This window comes from Mycobacterium sp. 4858, from assembly GCF_900240975.1.
In the GTDB taxonomy this organism is placed as follows: domain Bacteria; phylum Actinomycetota; class Actinomycetes; order Mycobacteriales; family Mycobacteriaceae; genus Mycobacterium.
On the sequence record NZ_LT968776.1, the window covers coordinates 1121900 to 1144931 of the forward strand.

Annotated in this window: 18 protein-coding genes, 2 pseudogenes and 1 riboswitch; of the genes and pseudogenes, 10 read left to right on the forward strand and 10 right to left on the reverse strand. The window is 67.8% G+C overall.

Annotated features, from left to right (window positions below; all coding sequences use genetic code 11):
* Positions 1–10: 10 nt before the first annotated feature.
* A complete protein-coding gene (locus C1737_RS13750) occupies positions 11–1081 on the reverse strand; it encodes a diguanylate cyclase (RefSeq protein ID WP_102418657.1) in 1071 nt (356 codons plus the stop codon).
* 93 nt (positions 1082–1174) lie between these two features.
* Here C1737_RS13750 and C1737_RS13755 point away from each other — a divergent pair.
* Positions 1175–1807, forward strand: a pseudogene (locus tag C1737_RS13755) (carboxymuconolactone decarboxylase family protein); the annotation flags it as partial.
* Here C1737_RS13755 and C1737_RS13760 read toward each other — a convergent pair.
* Positions 1779–2681 carry a sigma-70 family RNA polymerase sigma factor gene (locus C1737_RS13760; RefSeq protein ID WP_067918226.1) on the reverse strand — a complete coding sequence of 301 codons (903 nt, stop codon included), beginning with the start codon at positions 2679–2681 and terminating at the stop codon, positions 1779–1781. The pseudogene C1737_RS13755 and the gene C1737_RS13760 overlap by 29 nt on opposite strands.
* A 17-nt stretch (positions 2682–2698) precedes the next feature.
* On the opposite strand from C1737_RS13760, the gene C1737_RS13765 reads away from it, so the two are divergent.
* Positions 2699–4063, forward strand: coding sequence for an aspartate aminotransferase family protein (locus C1737_RS13765; RefSeq protein ID WP_255413402.1), 1365 nt, complete (start codon positions 2699–2701; stop codon positions 4061–4063).
* Here C1737_RS13765 and C1737_RS13770 read toward each other — a convergent pair.
* Positions 4060–4284, reverse strand: a complete 225-nt coding sequence (locus tag C1737_RS13770) for a hypothetical protein (protein WP_067918236.1) — start codon at positions 4282–4284, stop codon at positions 4060–4062. The two genes, C1737_RS13765 and C1737_RS13770, sit on opposite strands and share 4 nt — an antisense overlap.
* A gap of 228 nt (positions 4285–4512) precedes the next feature.
* Here C1737_RS13770 and C1737_RS13775 point away from each other — a divergent pair, with 228 nt between their 5' ends.
* On the forward strand, positions 4513–5763 hold the full coding sequence (locus tag C1737_RS13775) for a D-alanyl-D-alanine carboxypeptidase family protein (RefSeq protein WP_102418659.1): 1251 nt from the start codon (positions 4513–4515) through the stop codon (positions 5761–5763).
* A gap of 18 nt (positions 5764–5781) precedes the next feature.
* Here the strand turns inward: C1737_RS13775 and C1737_RS13780 are convergent, their stop codons facing one another.
* A complete protein-coding gene (locus tag C1737_RS13780) occupies positions 5782–6807 on the reverse strand; it encodes a TQO small subunit DoxD (protein ID WP_102418660.1) in 1026 nt (341 codons plus the stop codon).
* Positions 6808–7470: 663 nt separating this feature from the next.
* Between C1737_RS13780 and C1737_RS13785 the strand changes: the two genes are divergently transcribed.
* Entirely contained in the window at positions 7471–8805 is a 1335-nt protein-coding gene (locus tag C1737_RS13785; protein WP_102418661.1) for a sugar porter family MFS transporter, read from the forward strand.
* On the forward strand, positions 8799–9920 hold the full coding sequence (gene nagA, locus C1737_RS13790) for an N-acetylglucosamine-6-phosphate deacetylase (protein ID WP_102418662.1): 1122 nt from the start codon (positions 8799–8801) through the stop codon (positions 9918–9920). The genes C1737_RS13785 and nagA overlap by 7 nt, the downstream gene beginning before the upstream one ends.
* Here nagA and yhjD read toward each other — a convergent pair.
* Complete coding sequence (yhjD, locus tag C1737_RS13795; protein WP_067918212.1) at positions 9917–10945, reverse strand: inner membrane protein YhjD; 1029 nt, start codon at positions 10943–10945, stop codon at positions 9917–9919. The genes nagA and yhjD overlap by 4 nt on opposite strands.
* A gap of 7 nt (positions 10946–10952) precedes the next feature.
* Positions 10953–11972 (reverse strand): tryptophan--tRNA ligase, encoded by a 1020-nt coding sequence (trpS, locus tag C1737_RS13800; RefSeq protein ID WP_102418663.1) that lies wholly within the window; start codon positions 11970–11972, stop codon positions 10953–10955.
* Between the two features lie 212 nt (positions 11973–12184).
* On the opposite strand from trpS, the gene C1737_RS13805 reads away from it, so the two are divergent.
* Positions 12185–12982: an alpha/beta fold hydrolase gene (locus C1737_RS13805; protein ID WP_199182968.1), complete on the forward strand. Its 798-nt coding sequence runs from the start codon at positions 12185–12187 to the stop codon at positions 12980–12982.
* Here the strand turns inward: C1737_RS13805 and C1737_RS13810 are convergent.
* Both C1737_RS13810 and C1737_RS13815 read right to left on the reverse strand, forming a co-directional pair.
* Positions 12975–14204: an NADP-dependent isocitrate dehydrogenase gene (locus C1737_RS13810; RefSeq protein ID WP_067918209.1), complete on the reverse strand. Its 1230-nt coding sequence runs from the start codon at positions 14202–14204 to the stop codon at positions 12975–12977. The genes C1737_RS13805 and C1737_RS13810 overlap by 8 nt on opposite strands.
* Positions 14205–14238: 34 nt before the next feature.
* Positions 14239–16479 carry an NADP-dependent isocitrate dehydrogenase gene (locus tag C1737_RS13815; protein ID WP_067918208.1) on the reverse strand — a complete coding sequence of 747 codons (2241 nt, stop codon included), beginning with the start codon at positions 16477–16479 and terminating at the stop codon, positions 14239–14241.
* Between the two features lie 146 nt (positions 16480–16625).
* Positions 16626–16742, forward strand: a riboswitch (SAM riboswitch).
* Positions 16743–16908: 166 nt separating this feature from the next.
* On the opposite strand from C1737_RS13815, the gene C1737_RS13820 reads away from it, so the two are divergent.
* Genes C1737_RS13820 through C1737_RS13835 form a run of 4 tightly spaced genes read left to right on the forward strand, consistent with a single transcriptional unit; the run spans position 16909 to position 20432 of the window.
* A complete protein-coding gene (locus tag C1737_RS13820; RefSeq protein WP_067918204.1) occupies positions 16909–18288 on the forward strand; it encodes a bifunctional o-acetylhomoserine/o-acetylserine sulfhydrylase in 1380 nt (459 codons plus the stop codon).
* Positions 18289–18298: 10 nt separating this feature from the next.
* Positions 18299–19447: a homoserine O-acetyltransferase gene (locus C1737_RS13825; RefSeq protein WP_102418664.1), complete on the forward strand. Its 1149-nt coding sequence runs from the start codon at positions 18299–18301 to the stop codon at positions 19445–19447.
* A complete protein-coding gene (locus C1737_RS13830) occupies positions 19444–20178 on the forward strand; it encodes a class I SAM-dependent methyltransferase (RefSeq protein ID WP_102419945.1) in 735 nt (244 codons plus the stop codon). Before C1737_RS13825 ends, C1737_RS13830 begins: the two co-directional genes overlap by 4 nt.
* 44 nt (positions 20179–20222) lie before the next feature.
* The gene (locus C1737_RS13835) at positions 20223–20432 is read left to right on the forward strand and encodes a three-helix bundle dimerization domain-containing protein (RefSeq protein ID WP_082972741.1); all 210 of its coding nucleotides are present in this window, start codon (positions 20223–20225) and stop codon (positions 20430–20432) included.
* Here C1737_RS13835 and C1737_RS13840 read toward each other — a convergent pair.
* Together C1737_RS13840 and C1737_RS13845 are read right to left on the reverse strand one after the other, a co-directional pair.
* Entirely contained in the window at positions 20425–20877 is a 453-nt protein-coding gene (locus tag C1737_RS13840; RefSeq protein ID WP_102418665.1) for a hypothetical protein, read from the reverse strand. The two genes, C1737_RS13835 and C1737_RS13840, sit on opposite strands and share 8 nt — an antisense overlap.
* 123 nt (positions 20878–21000) lie before the next feature.
* Positions 21001–22986, reverse strand: a pseudogene (locus tag C1737_RS13845) (APC family permease); the annotation flags it as partial.
* Positions 22987–23032 lie beyond the last annotated feature (46 nt).

Consider the following 23032-nt stretch of genomic DNA (forward strand, 5'->3'; position numbering starts at 1 on the left):
TGCGCACGGGTCAACAGAGCTCGTGATGGCTACACCGGTTGCCGCCCAACCGTTTGGCCTGGTACATCGCCGCGTCGGCGGCGGTGATCAACTCGGCCAGAAGGATCTGCGGTTCGACGGCGGTGTCGTCCAGGCGGGCGCACGCGGTGCCGATGCTGGCGGTGACCCCCGCGGTCGAGGCCGCGATCGCCCGGCACATCCGCGCGGCCAACGACTCGGCGTTGCAGCCCGCGGACGTGCCCGCCAAGAGAAATTCCTCGCCACCGCTTCGCGCCACCACCGCCTGGTCGTCCGCCGCGGCCAACAGCGCCTGGGCGACCTGGACCAGCGCGTGGTCGCCGGCGGCGTGACCACACCTGTCGTTGAGGCCTTTGAAGTTGTCGAGGTCGATCAGCATGACCACCAGGTGGGAGTCGATGCCCCGGCGCGCCACGATCATCCCCAGCGCCTCGTGCTGGAATGCGCGCCTGTTGAGCAGGCCGGTCAACGGATCGCGGTCCGCGGTCAGCAGGTCCCCCGACAGGGCGCGCACCAAGATCCGGATCGCCAGCGGTAGGGCGATGTTCACCTCGATCACCAGCCACAGGTCCACCCCCGCCAGGCTGGGGTGGCCGGTCCGGGCCAGCGACAACGCCTCCCAGGACCCGACCGCGGCGGCGACCGCGAAGTTGTACAGCACGAACCCCGTGGTGTGGAAGAACGCCATGTAGGCGCCGAACGTCGCGAACGCGATGCAGCCGATCAGGGCGGCCAGCGGATTCGGGTGCGCCAGGCACGCCAGGGCGGTGGCGGTGTTGCACGTCATGGCGAAGGCGACCGACTGCCGGCGCGTGGGCCAGCGCCATACCCACAGCAAAACGCCCGCCACCCCGCCGGCGACGGCAAGCCACATCATCGCCACCGGGACCGGTCCGCGCGGACCATCGGAACCGGCGAGCAGCGCCAGAAGGCACAGCACCATCGACGCGGCAATGGATGCCATCACGGCCCGGGTGGCGCCGCTGAGGCGCCGCGAGGCGAGGTAACCCGAGAGCCAGTCATACTGATCGGCCCGCCACCATGGGCTGAACAGCGCGGTCATCGTCGGCTCCCCATCGCGAACCACTGATCATCGATGTCGAGTGGCTAGGCGCATGCTACGGCTCTCCCGCGGCCGACGAGGCGCATTCCGCCGTCACAGTTGTCCGGCCCGTCTCGTCTAAGGGGTATGACACGGAAGACCCGAATCGAACCCCTGTCCCCCGAGCGCGCCGGGCTGTTGACCCGTGTGATGTACCGGATCGCCAAGCGGCGCTACGGCCAGGTCCCGGAACCCTTCACCGTGACTGCCCACCATCGCAAGCTGATGGTCGCCGGTGCCGTGCACGAGACGATGATCGACCGGGCGTCCACGCAGCTGCCGGTCGGCGTGCGCGAGCTCGCGGTGCTGTGGACCGCGCGCAGCATCGGCTGCTCCTGGTGCGTCGACTTCGGGTCCATGTTGCAGCGCCTGGACGGCCTCGACGTCGAGCGACTCGAAGAGATCGACAACTACGCCACCTCAACGGCATTCACCGAAGACGAACGCGCCGCCATCCGTTACGCCGACGCGATGACCACCGATCCGCACACCGTCACCGACGAGCAGGTCGCCGACCTGCGGGCCCGATTCGGCGACGCCGGGGTGATCGAGCTGACGTACCAGATCGGCGTGGAGAACATGCGGGCCCGGATGAACACGGCGCTGGGCATCACCGAACAGGGCTTCAACTCCGGCGACGCCTGCCGCGTGCCGTGGGCTAGCGAGGCCGCAGCGGAGAGCCGGTGAACTTGTCCGGGTTGGCGATATCCCATAGCGCACAGACCTTTCCGTCGCGCACGGTCAGCGCCGTGATCCGCGGCAGCATTTCCCGGTATCCGCCGGACGCCGGACAGCCCGCGGTGTAGATGCCGAGTTCGCCGTTGACCAGCCCCAGCTGATACGAGGTGAACATCGCCGGTCCGTAGCGCTGCGCCAGGCCCAGCATGAACCGGACCACCTTGTCCGGACCGTGGATGACCTGAACGGCCGTGGGCGCCTTGCCATTCGAATCGCCGGTGAACGTGACATCGGGATGGAGCAGCGAGACCACGGTGTCCAGGTCGCCGGCGGCCATGGCGGCCATCAGCCGGCCGACCACCTCGTCGTGCGACGGGTCGGGCTTGGGTGGCGGCTGGGCCGCAACCGCCTTGCGGGCCCGCGAGGCCAGCTGACGGGCGCCGGCCTCGGTGGTGCCGAGCACGCCCGCCACCTCGGCGAAGGGCACCGCGAACCCGTCGTGCAGGACGAACGCGACCCGCTGATCCGGCGACAGGCGTTCCAGCACCACCATCGCCGCGAACCGGGCGTCCTCGCGGGAAACCACGGCCGACAACGGATCGGCGCCGCCGAGGCCGGTGACCACCGGCTCGGGCAGCCAGTTGCCGGTGTAGGTCTCGCGCCGGTGTGCGGCCGAGCGCAACTTGTCCAGCGCCAGCCGGCTCACCACGGTGGTCAGCCAGGCCCGCAGGTCGGTGATGTCGGCGTCCTGTCCGTCCCAGCGCAGCCAGGCGTCCTGCACGATGTCCTCGGCGTCGGCCACCGTGCCGACGAGCCGGTACGCGACCGCCATGAGGTGCGGCCGCAGGGCTTCGAATTGTGAGACCTGTTCGGTCCCGGTCATATCGCGAGCCTAGCGCGGTGACGGCGAGCGTTAGGCTAACGGTCGACATGACAGAACACCTGTGGCTGCACTTCGCCCGGCACGGCGCCGGCATCACGCCGCCGGTCATCGTCCGCGGCGACGGCGTGACCATCTTCGACGACCGCGGCAAGAGCTACCTCGACGCGCTGTCCGGGTTGTTCACGGTGCAGGTCGGCCACGGCCGCGCCGAGCTCGCCGAGGTCGCCGCGCGGCAGGCGAGCACGCTGGCGTACTTCCCGCTGTGGGGGTACGCGCACCCCTCCGCGGTCGAGCTGGCCGAGCGCCTCGCGCATTACGCCCCGGGGGACCTGAACCGGGTGTTCTTCACCACCGGCGGGACCGAGGCCGTCGAGACCGCATGGAAGCTGGCCAAGCAGTACTTCAAGCTGACCGGCAAACCCGGTAAGCACAAAGTGATTTCGCGGTCGATCGCCTACCACGGCACCACCCAGGGCGCCCTGGCGATCACCGGCCTGCCGTCATACAAGGCACCGTTCGAACCGGTGACCCCGGGCGGCTTCCGGGTGCCCAACACGAACTTCTACCGCGCACCGGAGCCGTTCGCGGACGACCCGAAAGCGTTCGGGCAATGGGCCGCCGACCGGATCGCCGAGGCGATCGAGTTCGAAGGCCCGGCGACGGTCGCCGCGGTGTTCCTGGAGCCGGTGCAGAATGCGGGCGGGGCCATCCCGCCTCCCCCCGGCTATTTCGAACGGGTGCGCCAGATCTGCGACTCCTACGACGTGCTACTGGTCTCCGACGAGGTGATCTGCGCGTTCGGCCGGATCGGATCGATGTTCGCCTGTGATGACTTCGGCTACGTGCCCGACATGATCACCTGCGCCAAGGGCCTGACGTCGGGATATTCACCGCTGGGCGCGATGATCGCCAGCGAGAGGCTCTTCGAGCCGTTCAACGACGGCGCCACCGTCTTTCCGCACGGCTATACCTTTGGCGGACACCCGGTTTCGACGGCCGTGGCGCTGGCCAACCTCGACATCTTCGAGCGCGAGGGCCTCAACGACCGGGTCAGCCAACACGCGCCCGCCTTCCGCGCCACGCTGGAGAAGCTCTACGACCTGCCCATCGTCGGCGACGTCCGCGGCGAGGGCTATTTCTACGGCATCGAACTGGTCAAGGACAAGGCGACCAAGGAAACGTTCAGCGATGCCGAGTGCGAACGGCTGTTGCACGGCTACGTCTCGCCCGCACTGTTCGAGGCGGGCCTGTACTGCCGCGCCGACGACCGCGGCGATCCCGTCGTGCAGGTGGCGCCCCCGCTGATCAGCGGTCAGGCGGAGTTCGACACCATCGAATCTGTTTTGCGGGACGTGCTCGGGGAGGCTTCTCGGCGGCTTTAGGCGCGCTTCACCGCGTCGGCGGCGATCAAAACCTCCCGGGAATGCGCCGCCGTCGGGCTGGCGGCCATCCGCGATACCGAGTTGCACAGCCAGGTGAGCGCCTCCCGCAGGCCGGCGTCGGACGCCGCGTCACGGTGCTGCCGCAACTCGGCGAGCACGCCCTCGAGGCCGGAGCGGCGGACCTGCGTCGCCTTCTCGACCTCCTTGAGCAGCTGTGGCAGCGCTCGCGGTGCGTCGCGGTCCCGCCGCCGGCGGAACCAGAATCGATCGTTGGGAATAGCGGGGCCCTCGCGGTTCGGCGGGAAGATTCGGCGCCGTCGCGGCGACGGCATGCCCAGCGTAGTGGCTCGCCCGCGTTCCCGCCGCCCGGCGATGTCGCAACTTCCGTCTCACCAGTCACAGCGCGGCTCCCCCGAATCGGCCCGTCGATCGCCTAGTCTGCACAAGCAATGAACTTCCTACGCCCCGCATCGTGCCTGGCAGTGGCCGTTTTCCTGATCGCCGCTCCGGTGACGCTGGCCGCCCCCGCCGCGCTGCCGGTCGGAAGGGCCGAGCCCGGCGCCGAGCCCAACGCCGCGCCCGCGAACTGCCCGTTCAAGGTGAACACCCCGCCCGCGGTGGACTCGTCGGAGGTGCCCCAGGCCGGCGACCCGCCGATCCCGCTGGCGGTGCCCCCCAAGCCGGTCGGCGGCGAGGCGCTGGGCAGCTGCGGGATCGTCGCCGCCCCCGATACGCCGCCGCTGCCCACCGATGTCTCCGCCGACGCATGGTTGGTGGCGGACCTGGACAGCGGCGCCGTGATCGCCGCCAAGGACCCGCACGGCCGTCACCGCCCCGCCAGCATCATCAAGGTCTTGGTCGCGATGGCGTCCATCAACGCGCTCAACCTGAACAAGTCGGTTCCCGGCACCGCCGAGGACGCGGCCGCCGAGGGCACCAAGGTCGGCGTCGAAGAGGGCGGCGTGTTCACCGTCAACCAGCTGCTGCACGGCCTGCTGATGCACTCCGGCAACGACGCCGCGCACGCGCTGGCCATGCAACTCGGCGGCATGCAGCAGGCGGTGGAGAAGATCAACGTGCTCGCCGCCAAGCTCGGCGGCAAGGACACCCGGGTGGCGACGCCGTCCGGCCTGGACGGGCCGGGCATGAGCACCTCGGCCTACGACATCAGCCTGTTCTATCGGTACGCCTGGCAGAACCCGACTTTCGCCGACATCGTCGCCACGCGGACGTTCGATTTCCCCGGCCACGGCGACCACCCCGGCTACGAGTTGGAAAACGACAACCAGCTGCTCTACAAGTACCCGGGCGCGCTGGGCGGAAAGACCGGCTACACCGACGACGCCGGCCAGACGTTCGTCGGTGCGGCCAACCACAACGGCCGGCGGCTCATGGCGGTGCTGCTGCACGGGACGCGGCAGCCGATCGCCCCGTGGGAGCAGGCGGCCCACCTGCTGGACTACGGATTCAGCACGCCGCAGGGCACCCAGGTCGGCAACCTGATCGAGCCCGATCCCTCGCTGGCGCCCGCCAAACGCGACAGCGCCGCCGACCGGCAAGCCAGCGGCGCCCAGGCCGCGGGGCTCCTCCCCTCGGCGGACGCGTTGCCCATCCGGGTGGGCGTCGCCGTCATCGGAGCCATCGTCGTGTTCAGTTTGATCATGGTCGCACGCTCGATGAACCGCCGGCCCCAACACTGAGTCGGGGCCGGCGGAAGGTCACCCTCCGGTGACCGGTATTTGCCAGCGGACGCCGCTCACGTCGGTGAGGATAAGGGCGTAACTCCGATTCTTGTCAATTGCGACGGCCCCGGTGTTGAGCGAGATCCGGGCTTTGGCTCCCAACGGTATGACCAGGCCGCACGTCCCCGGTTTCACCGCCGCCACATGGTAATTGACGATGTCGCTCTTGGGCAGCTGGCTCAGCTGTGGCCCGGCAATTTTCAAGATCGTCTTACCGTCATCGACTAGAGCGACACTGACCAGGAATGAGCCGTACACGTCCACGCCTTCGGTCCGATAGACGGTAAACCGCAAACCACCGTCCGTGATACTGGTGTCGGATATCTCGACCACCGGTTTGATCGATTTGTTGTGCAGCGGTCCATAGACACCGCCATGGAAATACTGGTTGGTCACCAGCGTTACTGCGAGCACCGCAGCCGCCCCGATGACGACGGCCCGCTTGCTGACCGTCGATTCACCCGAAGCGAGCCAGGTAAACCGCTTGCTCCGGGTGAAGCTCAAGCCCTTGCGCCTCAGCAGGGCATCGACCGAGTACTCGCCGCCACCGCCGAGCAAGAACGCGACGCCGGACGCGATACCCAGAATTCCGATCTGCCATTCATCGAGACAGGTGGTGCCCAGCCACCCCGCGCTCAGCAGAATGCCGAAAGCCAGCAGCATGGCGCTCGCACCCATTGCCCGGGTGAATATCCCGAGCATGAGGCACAATCCGACGAGCGCTTCCACCATCGTGAACGCAATCATGGACCATTTCAAAATATCCGGGTGCAGCACAACGTAATTTATGACCGGCTTGATGCCCAGCGCGTTGGGGAGGAAATTGTTGAACTTCTCTCCGACATAGCCGGCGGCGCTGGGGTCCAGCTTGTCGGCGAGAATTGCCCGGCGCCAAAATGCCGAGAAATATGTCCAGCCGACAACAAGCCGAAGCGGAAGGAGAATGAGCGCGGCTGACGAGCTTTGGGTGGTGGGCGAAACAGCGAGGCCTTGATTTTGCATTGAATGTGCCATCCTTTAAAACAACGAACATGATCATGGAAATGGATGGCCGAAGGAATTGGCGAGCTCTGTCCGCGGTGGCGAGAGCAGCATTTCCCTCCGGCGACGAGGTCTTCCTCAGCGCCGGAGCAAGCAGAGCAGATGAAGGCGAGCACGTCCGCCGAAAACACGGGGACCGTGCGTAGATTGTGGCGGAGGTGCTCTGGCGGTCCTCCCGGAGACATCGATCCCCTGGGTAACGCCGACCGCGGGCGTGCTCCGTGAGTCATCGGTTCCGGACGCCGAACCACTCGCAACGAGGGTGAAATCGCCGCCGCGGCACAGCTCGCCGGGGGTGGCCTTGTGCTGCGTCGACGCGGCGCGCGTGTGCTCAATGAGCTGCTCACCGACGGGGATCGCCGCCCGTGCGGATTCATGATGCATCGCAGCGACGGTGGTCAAAGCTCCGAGCGTGCGCGGGCAGTGCGTGAGAGCAAGCGGCGCCAGAAGGGCGATAGCCGCGACTGCCGCCCAGCGCAGTCCTCGAAGTCGATTCAGCCGCACGATCTAGAGATCCCGCGGTCCAAGGCGCACGCGGCCCAAGATAGCACCGGCGCCGGGGGACGCGGGCGGGTCCGGGTTTCTGCCGAATAGGCGCGGGGCCGCGACACTAGACTCACCGAGATGACTGATGCCCGGCGGGGATTGCGGGTCGGATTGACCGCCGCCAGCATCGGCGTCATCTACGGCTACGACCTGTCCATCATCGCCGGCGCGCAGCTCTACGTCACCGAGGACTTCGGCCTGTCGACGCGGCAACAGGAACTGCTGACGACGATGGTGGTGCTCGGCCAGATCGCCGGGGCGCTCGGTGCGGGCGTGCTGGCCAACGCGATCGGGCGCAAGAAGTCGGTGGTGCTGTTGCTGGTCGCGTACGCGGCGTTCGCCCTGCTGGGCGCGCTCTCGGTGTCGCTGCCGATGCTGTTGGCGGCCCGGCTCCTGCTGGGCCTGACCCTCGGCGTGGCGGTGGTGGTGGTCCCGGTGTACGTGGCGGAGTCGGCCCCGACGGCGGTGCGCGGCTCGCTGCTGACGGCCTATCAACTGGCCATCGTCAGCGGACTCATCGTGGGCTACCTGACCGGGTACCTGCTGGCCGGCACCCACAGCTGGCGGTGGATGCTGGGACTGGCCATCGTGCCCGCAATACTGTTGTTGCCGTTGCTGATTCGCGCGCCCGACACGGCGCGGTGGTACGTGCTCAAGGGCCGGCCCGACGAGGCCCGCCAGGCGTTGCTTCGCGTGGAGCCGGACGCCCGGGTCGACGAGGAGCTCGCCGAGATCGGCCGCGCGCTGAGCGAAGGGAGCGGCGGCTGGTCGGAGATGCTGCGCCCACCGTATTCGCGGGCCACCGCCTTCGTGATCACGCTCGGCTTCCTGATCCAGATCACCGGGATCAACGCGATCATCTATTACAGCCCACGGATTTTCCAGGCGATGGGCTTCACGGGCAACTTCGCGCTGCTTGCGCTGCCGGCCCTGGTCCAGGTCGCCGGGTTGGCCGCCGTGGGCGCGTCGCTGCTGCTCGTCGACCGGGTGGGCCGGCGCCCAATTCTGTTGTCCGGCATCGCGATGATGGTCGCCGCCGACGCCGTGTTGATGGCGGTGTTCGGGCGGGGCCTTGGGGGCGCGGCACTCGGCTTCGCCGGGATACTGTTGTTCATCGTCGGCTACACCATGGGTTTCGGCTCCCTGGGCTGGGTGTACGCCAGCGAGAGCTTCCCGTCCCGGCTGCGGTCCATCGGGTCGAGCACCATGCTCACCTCGAACCTGGTGGCCAACGCGATCGTCGCCGCCGTGTTTCTCACCATGCTGCATTCCCTGGGCGGCGCAGGCACTTTCGCGGTGTTCGCCGCCCTGGCGGTGATCGCGTTCGTCGTCGTATACCGGTATGCGCCGGAGACCAAGGGGCGCCAGCTGGAGGAGATCCGGCACTTCTGGGAGAACGGCGGCCGATGGTAGTCATCGCCGCGGGCACCATGGTGCTCGACGAGCAGGTCGCCCGGCCGGGCTGGCTGGAGACGGGCGACGGGCGGATCCTGGCCTGCGGCGCGGGCACCCCGCCCGGCCCGGCCGACGCCGAATTTCCCGGCGGCACCGTGGTGCCCGGCTTTGTCGACATGCACGTGCACGGCGGCGGCGGGGACTCCTACACCGACCGTGACGGGATTGCCGGTGCGGCGGATTTCCACCTGCGGCACGGCACCACCACGACGCTCGGCAGCCTGGTGACCGCCTCGCCCGCGGAGTTGCTCTCCGGGGTGCGCGCGCTCGCCGACGCCAGCCGGCGCGGCACCGTCGCGGGCATCCACCTGGAGGGGCCGTGGCTGAGCCGGGCCCACTGCGGGGCGCACGACCCCGCCCTACTGCGCGACCCGGACCCCGCCGAGATCGACGCCGTGCTCGACGCCGGCGGCGGCGCGATCCGGATGGTCACGCTGGCTCCCGAGCTGCCCGGGGCCGACGAGGCGATCCGGCGCTTCCTCGACGCCGGAGTCGTTGTGGCGGTGGGGCATACGGACGCCACTTTTGAGCAGGCCGAACACGCCATCGCACTGGGCGCGACGGTCGGCACCCACCTGTTCAACGCGATGCCGCCGCTGCATCACCGCGAGCCCGGGCCGGCGCTCGCCCTGCTGCGCCACCCGGGGGTCACCGTCGAGCTGATCGCCGACGGCGTGCACGTGCACCCGGCCGTCGTGCGCGCGGTGATCGAGGCCGCGGGGCCCGGCCGGGTCGCGCTGATCACCGACGCCATCGCCGCGGCCGGGTGCGGCGATGGCACGTGTCGCCTCGGCGCGGTGACCGTCGACATCGTGTCCGGCGTGGCGCGGGTGCGCGGGGCGTCGACGATCGCCGGCAGCACCGCCACCATGGACCAAATCTTTCGCGCCGTGAATGCCGCTGCGGGGCCGGCCATCGCGGCGCAGATGACGTCGGCGACACCTGCGCGGGCCCTCGGGCTCGAACGGGTGGGCAGTCTGTGCGCCGGCTACGCCGCCGATCTTGTTGTGCTGGACGGTGATCTGCGGGTGGCCGCGGTCATGGTGGCCGGCCGCTGGCGGGTGGGCGGCTAGCGCAGCCATCGCGTGACGCGGGAGAGGGCCAGCGCCCCAACGGCTCCCAACGCCATCGCGGTCAGCGTCTGACGCGTGCTGATGCCCTCGTCCAGTTGCACGCGCGGGGCGATGATCGCCGGCGCGGGCGGGGCGACATGACGGAAGCGCGGGTGACCGGATGCCGTCGCCGCCCATGCCGTGCAGAAGAGCACGAGATACGCGGTGATGTAAGCGAACACCATCAGACCCAGCACCGGGCCGAAGGTGGCGCCCGCGGGGCTGCGCAGGACCACCCGCAGATAGATCGAGGCCACCTGTTTGAACACTTCGAAGCCGATCGCCGCCAACAGCGCGCCGCGCGCCGAATCGGCCACGCTGACTTTCTCGCGGGGCAGCCGGGCGATCATCCAGGCGAACAGCAGCCAGGACACCGCCGTCGAGATCACGATCGACAGCGCTGTGAACAACCAGTCGAACACCAGAAGCTGCGGTATGCCAAGCCATTTCAGCAAGGCCGACATCGGTGCCTCATGGCCCAGGGTGGTCAGGCCGATGGTCGCCATGGTCACCGCGAAGGTGCCCACCATGGCCAACAGGTCGGAGAACTTGTTGTGCACGAAGCCCGGCGACTCGATGCGGTCGTCCCACCACATCTCGGTCAACGCCTGGCGCAGATGTGACATCCAGCCCAGACCGGCCCAGAGGGCCGTGGCCAGGCCGATGACACCCACCGATGCCCGCGCGTGGATCGCCGAGTTCATCAGGTCCAGCAGCTGATCTCCCAGGGCGCCGGTCACCTGGGACCGGATGTGGTCGTCGATCGTTCTCAACAGTTCCGGCCGTCGGACCAGGATGAACCCGAAGGCCGCGAAACCGACCATCAGCAAAGGGAATAGCGCGAAGATCGTGTAATAGGTGAGCCCGGCGGCGAAGAACCCGCCGTTGCGGTCGTCGAAACGCTGGTAGGCGCGGATGACATGGTCGAGCCACGCGTGCCGGTCCCGTAGCCGATCGAGGACGCCCGCCTTCGCCGGCTCGCTCATGGTGAACTCATCCCCGTTGCGGAAGAAACCCGAGGCGATCGTAGACCCGCCGGACGGTCTTGCCGGCGACGTCCTCGGCCCGCTGCGCGCCGAACGCCAGTACCGCCTCCAATTCGGCCGGGTCGGCCAGCAATTCGTCGACGCGGGTCTTGATCGGGCCGACGAACGCGACGACCGCATCGGCGGTGTCCTTCTTCAGGTCGCCGTAACCCCGTCCGGCGTAACCCTCCACCAGCTTGTCGATGCCGACGCCGGTGACCGCGGACTGGATGGTCAGCAGATTCGACACCCCCGGCTTGGCGTCGGCGTCGAAGCGGATCTCGCGCTCGCTGTCGGTGACGGCCGAGCGGATCTTCTTGGCCGACACGGCGGGCTCGTCGAGCAGGTTGATCAGTCCGGTATCGGTGGCCGCGGATTTGCTCATCTTCGACGTCGGGTCCTGCAGGTCGTAGATCTTGGCGGTGACCTTCGGGATGAGCAGGTCCGGCACCACGAACGTGTCGGGGAACCGGCTGTTGAACCGCTGCGCCACGTCGCGCGCCAGCTCGAGATGCTGACGCTGGTCCTCGCCCACCGGCACCAGCTCGGCGTCGTAGGCCAGGACGTCGGCGGCCTGCAACACCGGATAGGTGAACAGGCCCACGGTGGTCGAGTCGCCGCCCTGGCGGGCCGACTTGTCCTTGAACTGCGTCATCCGCGAGGCCTGCCCGAAGCCGGTGAAGCAGCCCAGCACCCAGGCGAGCTGGGAGTGGGCGGGCACGTGGCTCTGTACGAAGATCGTGCTGCGGGCGGGGTCGATGCCCAGCGCCAGGTATTGGGCGGCCGTCACCAGGGTCCGGCGGCGCAGCGCCTCGGGGTCCTGCGGGATGGTGATGGCGTGCAGGTCGACCACGCAGAAGAAGGGGTCGTGATCGTCCTGCAGCGCCACCCACTGGGTGATGGCACCCAACGCGTTCCCCAGGTGGAGCGAGTCGGAAGTGGGCTGCACGCCGGAGAATATCCGGCGGGATCCGGTAGCGGTGCTCATGATGCACCGATCTTTTCACGCGGCCCGCTGGCGCCGAGTCCCCGGCCAGCCGGGCGCTCGCCTTCGAGTTCCCGGCCCGCCGGGCGCTCGCGCTGCGCCTCGCTTGCGGTACCGGCGGTACCGCCTTTAATGTCGGCGGTATGGGGAGCAAGAGGATCAACAGCAACACGGGGACCCGGCCACCGATCCGCCTCGGCTCGGGGGAGCCGGTGCTGTTGCTGCATCCGTTCCTGCTGTCACAGGCGGTGTGGGAGGACGTCGCCCAGCGGTTGGCCGGCACCGGGCGCTACGAGGTGTTCGCCCCGACGATGGCCGGCCACAACGGCGGCCCCTCCGCGGGCACCTGGTTCCTGTCCTCGGCGGTCCTGGCAGACCACGTGGAACAGCAGATGGACGAGCTGGGCTGGGACACCGCCCACATTGTGGGCAACTCGCTGGGCGGCTGGGTGGCGTTCGAACTCGAGCGGCGCGGGCGGGCGCGCAGCGTCATGGGCATCGCCCCGGCCGGGGGTTGGACGCGCTGGAGCCCGGCCAAGTTCGAGGTGATCGCCAAGTTCATCCTGGGCATTCCGCTGCTGGTGCTGGCCTGGCTGTTCGGCCCGAAGGTGATGCGCCTGCCGTTCAGCCGGCAGCTGGCCACCTACGCGATCAGCGCGCGGCCCGACGGGGTCACCGAGGAGCAGCTGCTCGGCTGCATCGACGACGTCGCCCACTGCCCTGCGTATTTCCAGCTGCTGGTCAAGTCGCTGCTGCTGCACGGCCTGCGGGAGCTGGCCGAGAACGCCGTCCCGGCGCACCTGGTGATCTGCGAGAAAGACCGGATCGTGCCCGCACCCAGGTTCAGCAGGCATTTCACCACCCACCTGCCCGACGACCACCAGGTCACCGAGCTCGACGGCGTAGGGCACATCCCGATGTTCGAGGCGCCGGAGCGCGTCGCCGAACTGATCACCGAGTTCCTCGACGAGTGCAGCTCGGCGACCCGGGGCGCCAACCCATCGGCTAGCTGACCAGCTTCTTTTCCAGGTTCTCGGCGATCGAGTTGAGGAACTCCTCGCTCTGCTGCCATTCCTGCTCGGGCCCGATGAGGATGGCCAGGTCCTTGGTCATCTTCCCGCTCTCGACCGTCGCGACCACCACGTCCTCCAGCGTCTGCGCGAACTCGATCACCTCCGGGGTGTCGTCGAGCTTGCCGCGGTGCTGCAGCCCCCGCGTCCAGGCGAAGATCGAGGCGATCGGGTTCGTCGAGGTCGGCTTGCCGGCCTGGTATTGGCGGAAGTGCCGGGTGACGGTGCCGTGCGCGGCCTCGGCCTCGACCGTCTTGCCGTCGGCGGTCATCAGCACCGACGTCATCAGCCCCAGCGAGCCGTAGCCCTGGGCGACCAGGTCGGACTGGACGTCGCCGTCGTAGTTCTTGCAGGCCCACACGTAGCCGCCCTCCCACTTCAGGCAGGCGGCGACCATGTCGTCGATCAGCCGGTGCTCGTAAGTCAGCCCCTCGGCCTCGAACTTGTCTTTGAACTCCTCGTCGTAGATGCGCTGGAACTCGTCTTTGAACATGCCGTCGTAGGCCTTGAGGATGGTGTTCTTGGTGGACAGGTACACCGGCCACTTGGCGTTGAGACCGTACGCCAGCGAGGCGCGCGCGAAGTCGCGGACGGATTCCTTGAAGTTGTACATCCCCATCACGACGCCGCCGTCGTCGGGAATGGACACCACCTCGTGGACCATCGGCTCGCTGCCGTCCGAGGGCGTGAACGTGATCGAGACGGTGCCCGGCTTGTCGACCTTGAAGTTGGTCGCCCGGTACTGGTCGCCGAAGGCGTGGCGGCCGATGACGATCGGCTTGGTCCAGCCCGGCACCAGCCGCGGCACGTTCGAGATGACGATCGGCTCGCGAAAGATGGTGCCACCCAAGATGTTCCGGATTGTCCCGTTGGGCGACAGCCACATCTTCTTCAGGTTGAATTCGGAGACGCGCGCCTCGTCGGGGGTGATGGTGGCGCACTTGACCCCGACGCCGTGCTTCTTGATGGCGTACGCGGCGTCGATGGTCACCTGGTCGTTGGTGCGGTCGCGGTTTTCGATGCCGAGGTCGTAGTACTCGAGGTTGATGTCCAGATGCGGCAGGATCAGCAGGTCCTTGATGAACTTCCAGATGACGCGGGTCATCTCGTCACCGTCGAGCTCGACGACCGGCCCTTTGACCTTGATCTTCTGTTCGCCTGCCATATCGAGTTCGACTTTCCCTTCGCGGCCCTTGATTTTACGAGCTTTGCGAAGCGGCTAGCGCTTCATTGAACGTCTTGCTCGGCCGCATGACAGCAGTCGTCTTCTCGTTGTCCGGGTAGTAGTAGCCGCCGATGTCGACCGGCTCGCCCTGCGCCTCGGCTAGCTCGGCCACGATGGTGTCCTCGTTCTGGCCCAGCGACTCGGCGAGGGCGGCGAAGTGCTTGCGCAGCTCCTCGTCGTCGGACTGCCCGGCGAGTTCCTGCGCCCAGTACAGCGCCAGGTAGAACTGGCTGCCGCGGTTGTCGAGTTCGCCGGCCTTGCGCGACGGGCTCTTGTTGTTCTCCAGCAGCTTGCCGATCGCCGCGTCCAGCGTCTTGCCCAGGAGCTTGGCGCGCTCGTTGCCGGTCTTGATCCCGATGTCTTCGAAACACGCGCCCAGGGCCAGGAATTCACCGAGGGAATCCCAGCGCAGATGGTTCTCCTCGAGGAGTTGGTGCACGTGCTTGGGCGCCGATCCGCCCGCCCCGGTTTCGTACATTCCGCCACCGGACATCAGCGGAACGATGGACAGCATCTTGGCGCTGGTGCCCAGCTCCAGGATGGGGAACAGATCGGTGAGGTAGTCGCGCAGGATGTTTCCGGTGGCGGCGATGGTGTCCTGCCCGCGCACCGCGCGCTCGATCGTGTACCTCATCGCCCACACCTGGGGCATGATCTGGATCTCCAGGCCCTCGGTGTCGTGCTCCTTGAGGTACCGCTTCACCTTGTTGCGCAGCTCGACCTCGTGCGGCCGCTCGGTGTCCAGCCAGAACACCACCGTCATGCCCGAGTTTCGCGCTCGCGTGACGGCCAGCTTGACCCAGTCGCGGATCGCTTCGTCGGTGACGATCGGCATCCGCCAGATGTCGCCCTCCTCCACGTTCTGGGTCAGCAGGACTTCGCCGGTGTCGAGGTCGACGATGTCGGCGACGCCGTCCTCGGGAATCTCGAATGTCTTGTCGTGCGAGCCGTACTCCTCGGCCTGCTGGGCCATCAGGCCGACGTTGGGCACGGTGCCCATCGTGGTCGGGTCGAACTGCCCGTTGGTTTTGCAGAAGTTGATGATCTCTTGATAGATGCGGGAGAACGTCGACTCGGGGTTGACGGCCTTGGTGTCCTTCTGCCGCCCGTCGGCGCCCCACATCTTGCCGCCGGCGCGGATCATCGCCGGCATCGACGCGTCCACGATCACGTCGCTGGGCGAGTGAAAGTTGGTGATGCCCTTGGCCGAATCGACCATCGCCAGCTCGGGGCGGTGCTCGTGGCAGGCGTGCAGGTCGCGGATGATCTCCTCGTGCAACGACGCCGGCAGCGACTCGATCTTGCTGTACAGGTCGACCAATCCGTTGTTGACGTCGACGCCGAGCTCGTCGAAGAGCTCCTGGTGCTTGGCGAAGGCGTCCTTGTAGAAGACCTTGACGGCGTGGCCGAAGACGATGGGGTGGGAGACCTTCATCATGGTGGCCTTGACGTGCAGGGAGAACATCACGCCGGTCTCGTAGGCGTCCTGCATCTGTTCCTCGTAGAACTCGACCAGGGCCTTCTTGCTCATGAACATGCTGTCGATGACGTCGCCGTCGCGCAGCTCGACCTTGGGCTTGAGCTCGAGGGTCTTCCCGCTCTTGGTGTTGAGCACCATCTTCACGTTGCGCGCGCGGTCCAGCGTCATCGACTTCTCGCCGTGGTAGAAGTCGCCGTGCCGCATGGTCGCGACGTGGGTGCGCGAGGCCGGCGACCACTTGCCCATGCTGTGCGGGTGCCTGCGCGCGAATTCCTTGACGGCCTTGGGCGCACGACGGTCCGAATTGCCTTCCCGCAGTACCGGGTTGACCGCGCTGCCCAGGCATTTGCCGTAGCGGACGCGGATTTCCTTCTCCTCGTCGGTCTTCGGGCTCTGTGGGAAGTCCGGAACCTTGAAGCCCTTGCCCTGCAGTTCCTTGACAGCGGCGATCAGCTGGGGCACCGAGGCGCTGATGTTGGGCAGCTTGATGATGTTGGTGTCGGCCAGCTTCGTCAGCCGGCCCAGCTCCCCCAGGTTGTCGTCGACCCGCTGCTCTTCGGTCAGGTAGTCGCCGAACTCGGCGAGGATCCGTGCGGCCACGGAGATGTCACTGGTCTTGATCTCGATGCCCGCCGGCTCGGCGAAGGCGCGCACGATCGGAAGGAACGCGTAGGTCGCCAGCAACGGCGCCTCGTCGGTCAGTGTGTAGATGACGGTCGGCTGTTCGGCGCTCACGGTCCCTCTCCCGGCGTGGAAAACCTCGAATATCGGTCAGATCTGTGGGGGGCTCAGCGTTCTTGCTGCCACGTTATCAAGGGCGTTTGGGCAGGTGTCGACCTGCCATTGGCATCCAGTCGGCACAGTAAGATAGTCTCCGTATTGGTCATGAGCGCCAGCATCAAGCCCCGGCTTGCTGGCCGGCAACCCTCCAACCGCGGTGGGGTGCCCCGGGTGATGACCAGGTCTAGTAGCCACAGGCTGCGCGGCAAGCGCGGGTCCGCCATAACGGACCCCTGACTAGAGGGGAAGACGTGATGTGCACATCTTTAGCTCTTTGCGATCGGCTCATGTGCCGTAGCGCGTGTCGCTGTTGACCCGCGGCCGCCCAGCCGCCGGCATCCCCGATACCCGATTCGCAGATCTCGAGCCAGAAAGCAACCGCACGTGAGCCCCGACAACAGCACCACCAGCAACGACGACGCCGACCCGACCGCCCGCTGGTCCTTCGAGACCAAGCAGGTACACGCCGGTCAGCAACCGGACCCGGCGACCAACGCCCGCGCACTGCCGATCTACCAGACCACCTCCTACGTCTTCGACGACACCTCGCACGCCGCGGCGCTGTTCGGGCTGGAGGTTCCGGGCAACATCTACACCCGGATCGGCAACCCGACCACCGATGTCGTCGAGCAGCGCGTGGCCGCCCTCGAGGGCGGCGTGGCCGCGCTGTTCTTGAGCTCGGGCCAGGCCGCTGAGACATTCGCCATATTGAACCTCGCGTGTGCCGGGGATCACATCGTCTCCAGCCCGCGCCTCTACGGCGGTACCTACAACCTGTTCCACTACTCGCTGGCCAAGCTGGGCATCGAGGTGAGCTTCGTCGACGATCCCGACGACCTGGATTCCTGGCAGGCCGCCGTGCGGCCGAACACCAAAGCGTTCTTCGGCGAGACCATCTCCAACCCGCAGATCGATCTGCTGGACATCCCGGGGGTGGCCGGTGTCGCCCACGCCAACGGGATACCGCTGATCGTCGACAACACCATCGCCACTCCCTACCTGATCCAGCCGTTCTCCCACGGCGCCGACATCGTGGTGCACTCCGCGACCAAGTACCTCGGCGGGCACGGCTCCGCGATCGCCGGGGTCATCGTCGACGGCGGCACCTTCGACTGGACGCAGGGCCGTTTCCCCGGATTCACCACGCCAGACCCGAGCTACCACGGCGTGGTGTTCGCCGAGCTCGGCCCGCCGGCGTACGCGCTCAAGGCGCGGGTGCAGCTGCTGCGCGACCTCGGCTCCGCCGCGTCGCCGTTCAACGCGTTCCTGGTGGCCCAGGGGATCGAGACGCTGAGTCTGCGCGTCGAGCGCCACGTCACCAACGCGCAGCGGGTCGCCGAATTCCTCGAGGGACACGAGGGCGTGCTGGCGGTCAACTACGCCGGGCTGCCCAGCTCGCCCTGGCATGAGCGGGCAAAGAAGCTGGCGCCCAAGGGAACCGGCGCGGTGCTCTCGTTCGAGCTGGCCGGCGGCGTCGAGGCCGGCAAGGCGTTCGTCAACGCGCTGAAGCTGCACAGCCACGTCGCCAACATCGGCGACGTGCGCTCCCTGGTGATCCACCCGGCTTCGACCACCCACGCCCAGCTCAGCCCGGCCGAGCAGCTGAGCACCGGTGTCAGCCCGGGCCTGGTGCGGCTGGCCGTCGGGATCGAGGGCATCGACGACATCCTGGCCGACCTGGAGCTCGGCTTCGCCGCCGCGCGCAAGTACGGTGCGGGCGCGCAGGCCCCGGGCGCCGACCCGCAAGCAGTGGCGGCGTTCTAAGGGGCCGGCGATGACGATCTCCGACGTCGGAACCCAGACGCTGCCGGCCGAAGGCGAGATCGGCCTGGTGCACATCGGCTCGCTGACCACCGAGAGCGGCGCCGTGATCGACGACGTCTGCATCGCCGTTCAGCGCTGGGGCGAGCTGTCGCCGACCCGCGACAACGTGGTGGTGGTGCTGCACGCGCTGACCGGCGACTCGCACATCACCGGGCCCGCCGGCCCGGGGCATCCCACCGGCGGCTGGTGGGACGGGGTGGCCGGGCCGGGCGCGCCGATCGACACCGACCGCTGGTGCGCGATAGCGACCAACGTGCTGGGCGGATGCCGCGGCTCCACCGGGCCCAGCTCGCTGGCTCGCGACGGAAAGCCCTGGGGCTCAAGGTTTCCGAAGATTTCGGTGCGCGACCAGGTGGAGGCCGACATCGCCGCGCTGGCCGCGCTGGGAATCAACGAGGTCGCCGCGGTTGTTGGTGGATCTATGGGCGGCGCACGGGCTTTGGAGTGGATGGTCGGCCATCCTGGCCGGGTGCGGGCCGGGCTGCTGCTGGCGGTCGGCGCACGCGCGACCGCGGACCAGATCGGCACCCAGACCACGCAGATCGCGGCCATCAAGGCCGACCCGAACTGGCAGGGCGGCGATTACCACGACACCGGCCGCACACCGGATACCGGCCTGATGATCGCCCGCCGCTTCGCCCATCTGACTTACCGCGGGGAAGCGGAGCTGGACACCCGGTTCGGCAACGACGTACAGGCCGGCGAGGACCCCGGCCCCCCATTCGGAGGCGGCCGCTACGCGGTGCAGAGCTACCTGGAACACCAGGGCGACAAGCTGCTGGCCCGTTTCGACGCGGGCAGCTACGTGACCCTGACCGAGGCGCTGAACAGCCACGACGTCGGCCGCGGTCGCGGTGGCGTGCGCAAGGCCCTGCGCGGTTGCCCGGTGCCTGCCGTGGTCGGCGGCATCACCTCCGACCGGCTCTACCCGCTGCGGCTGCAGCAGGAACTCGCCGACGTGCTGCCGGGCTGCGGCGGCCTGCACGTTGTCGAGTCCATCTGCGGTCATGACGGCTTCCTGGTGGAATCGGAGGCGGTCGGCGCCCTGATCCGCGAGACGTTGGAGTTGGCCGCTACCGAAGGCACGTGTCGGCGGTGACCCGCTCTCGCCACGATCGCTCGCTGTCGTTCGGTTCGGCGGCCGCGGCCTACGAGCGGGGGCGTCCGTCCTATCCCCCGGAGGCCATCGACTGGCTGTTGCCCCGCGGCGCGCGCCAGGTGCTGGACCTGGGTGCAGGCACCGGCAAGCTGACCACGCGGCTGGTGGAACGCGGCCTGGACGTGGTGGCGGTCGACCCGATTCCCGACATGCTGGAGGTGTTGCGCACCTCCCTGCCGGAGACCCGGGCGCTGCTGGGCACGGCGGAAGACATTCCGTTGCCGGACAACAGCGTTGACGTTGTGCTGGTCGCGCAGGCGTGGCACTGGGTGGATCCCGAGCGCGCGATTCCCGAGGTGGCCCGGGTGCTGCGGCCGGGCGGGCGGCTGGGTCTGGTGTGGAACACCCGCGACGAACGGCTGGGCTGGGTGCGGGAGCTGGGCGACATCATCGGCTCCGACGGCGACCGGGGCCGCTTCGACGTGGACTTGACCGAGTCGTTCACCGCGCCGGAGCGCCACCAGGTCGAGTGGACGAACTACCTGACGCCGCAAGCCCTGATCGACCTGGTCGCCTCGCGCAGCTATTGCATCACCTCGCCGACCGAGGTCCGCACCCAAACCCTGGACCAGGTGCGTGAGTTGCTGGCCACCCACCCGGCGCTGGCGAATTCGACGGGGCTGGCATTGCCCTATGTCACCGTCTGCATCAGGGCGACGCTCGCCGGGTAGCCGGGCCGTTTTACGAAACGACACGGATGGCAACCCTGTAGACCATGGGTGAAATGGTTCAGGTGAGCGAAGAAAGGCTGTTGGCCGATGTCGAGCGACGACTGGTCGACGAGTTTCCCCGCATCTCCACCGACGACGTCGGCGACCTCCTGCGGCAGGAGCACGCCCGGTTCCGCGACAGCCGGATCCGCGACTTCGTCACGCTGCTGGCGGAGAAACGCGCCCGCGACGAACTGAAGCGCAGGCTCAACTGAGGTCTTCGACGAGGATGTCGTTGACCGTCTTGAGGTCGTCAATCGCCCGCTGGGTGAACGCGTCCGCCCGGTCCAGGTCGGCCGGCGTGCTGTTCGGCCCCAGGGACATGCAGATGTGGGTCGCCGTGTGGAAGTCGTTGATCTCGGCTTGAAGCGCCCTGGTCAGCGCCGGATCCGGCGTGGGCAGGTGGGCCTGCAGGCCGACCGTTTGTTCGTCGTGGACGGCCGAACATGCCGAGTGCAGAGCGCCGAGGTCGTTGGCCTTGATCGCGTCGACCACCGCCTGCATCTGATTCGCCGTGTTGGCCAAATGCTCTTGGGCCTGTGAGTACCACTGCGGGACGCCGGCGTAGTCGGCGCCGGCCGTCCCGGTCGTCCCCACGGTGAGCAGACTCGTGGTGGCGACGGCGGCACCGCCCCAGCGCTTGAGCACCTGCATGAACATGACTGACCTGCCTTAGGTGTGGAGCCCGTGTTAGGCAAAGTCTCCGCACCGCGGCGTCATGTTCGGTAGGGCCTTCGGGCCCGTCCCGTGGGCCAAAGGACCCGCTCAGTCGCCCACCAGGGTCGAGACCGGCGCCCCGACGGGGCCGACCACTTCCGCGGCGGGAGCCTCGAGGCCGTGGGGGGCCATCCGCGCGATGCGCGACTCGATGTCGTAGGGGACGATGATCGCGGTCGCCCCCCGGACGCGGCTGACGGTCCGGGCCATCTTGTCCGCGGTGCGGTCGTGCAGCAGCCGACCCAACAGGGGTGAATAGGTCCGGCGCGGCAACAGCACCGTCACCCTGGTGTCCGGATGGTCCTTGAGGACCCGCAGCACCAATTCGTGGGCGGCCCGGCTCAAATGCCGATCGGGGCAGTTGATCAACCACAGTGGGGTGTCGTGCTCGAAGCGATCCCACCGCTCGCGAAGCCGCACCGCGTGATCGACGTCGATCACGAAGTGCACCGCGGTCAGCTCGTCGGCGTGCAGCCCATGCCCGAGCCGCACCGCCTCGATCTCGGCCAGATCGATGGTGTCCACGAACACCAGCACCTGCAGGCGCGGATGCCGCGCCAGGTCGAGATCCTCGGCGCGCGTCATCTCCAGCACGGAGGCCTCGTCACGGTATTTCCGGTTGAGCCGCATCAAGGCCAGCACCAGCAACGGGAAGATGACGACGATCAGCCAGGCACCCTCGGTGAACTTGGCCACCACGAAGATCCCCACCACGACCGTCGACAGGATCCCCGCCGCCAGGTTGACCGCCAGCTTGGCACGCCAGCCCGGCTCGCGGCGGGTCAGATGATGCTTGGCCATGCCGTAGCCGGCCATCGCGAAGGCGGTGAAGACACCGATCGCGAAGAATGGCACCAGCGCACTCACCTTCGCCTCGGTGATGACGAGCAACACCATGGCCAGCGCGGTCAGCACGAAGATACCGTTGGAGAACACCAGGCGATGCCCGCGTTTCGTCAGCGGGCGGGGCAGAAAACGGTCCTCGGCAACGAAACTCGCCAACGCGGGAAAGCCATTGAAGCTGGTGTTGCAACCCGTGAACAGGATCGCCGCCGTCGACGCCTGCACACCGAAGTAGAGGATGTTGCCGATCACGCCGTGGCCGAAGACCGCCCGGGCTATCTCCGACAGCATCGACGGGTATTCGTCGAGATAGGCCACGGCGTGGGTGACGTGGGTCAGCCAGCCCACGCCCGCGAGCAAGAACCCGAGGATGCAGGCCATCCACGTCAGCACACGACGCGCGTTGGGGCCCTGTGGCTTTCGGAAGACGTTGACGGTGTTCGACACCGCCTCCACCCCGGTCAGTGAGGTGCCACCGTTGGCGAACGCGCGCAACACGATCAGGATCGTCGCACCCATCACCAGGCCGCCGCCCTGATGCACCGGCACTGCGCCCGCGATGTGCTGCGGATCGTATTTCGGTAAGCCCCAGAACATTTCGCGAACGAAGCCGGTCACTATCGTCAACGTGATCATGGCGACGAACGCATACGTCGTCATCGCGAACGTGCGCCCCGACCGTCGTAACCCGCGCAGGTTGGCCAGACAGATCAGCACCACCGCCGCCAACGTGATCTCCAGGTGATACGGCCGCAGCTGGGGAATCGCCGACACCACCGCCACCGTCGCCGCCGCCGGTTGCACCGCCACGGTCACCACGTAGTCGATCAGCAGCGCCGCGGCAGCAACCTGTGCCACCCGCGGACCGAAGTTCTCCCGCGCGACAGTGTAGGACCCACCGGCCCGCGTGTAGGCCATTACGACCTCCCGGTATGAGGCGCACACCAGGGCCAGGATCACCAGGATGACGCCGGTGATCGGGAGCACCAACGCGTACGCCGCCATGCCGGCCGCCGGGAGCAGCTCGATCATGATCTGCTCGGTGCCGTACGCCGTCGATGAGATTGCGTCCGGCGAGAGCGCCCCGAGGGCAATGTGATTCGGCAGCCTCTCGCCGTCCAGCTGGTCGGTGGTCAACGGCTGCCCGAGGAAAAGCCGCTTGCACTTGTCGGTGAAGGAGAGCGGTATTTCGCCACTCGTTTGCGTCACAACATCCCTTTCTCGAGACCGGATTGCCTCATCCCGCGCGGGTGAC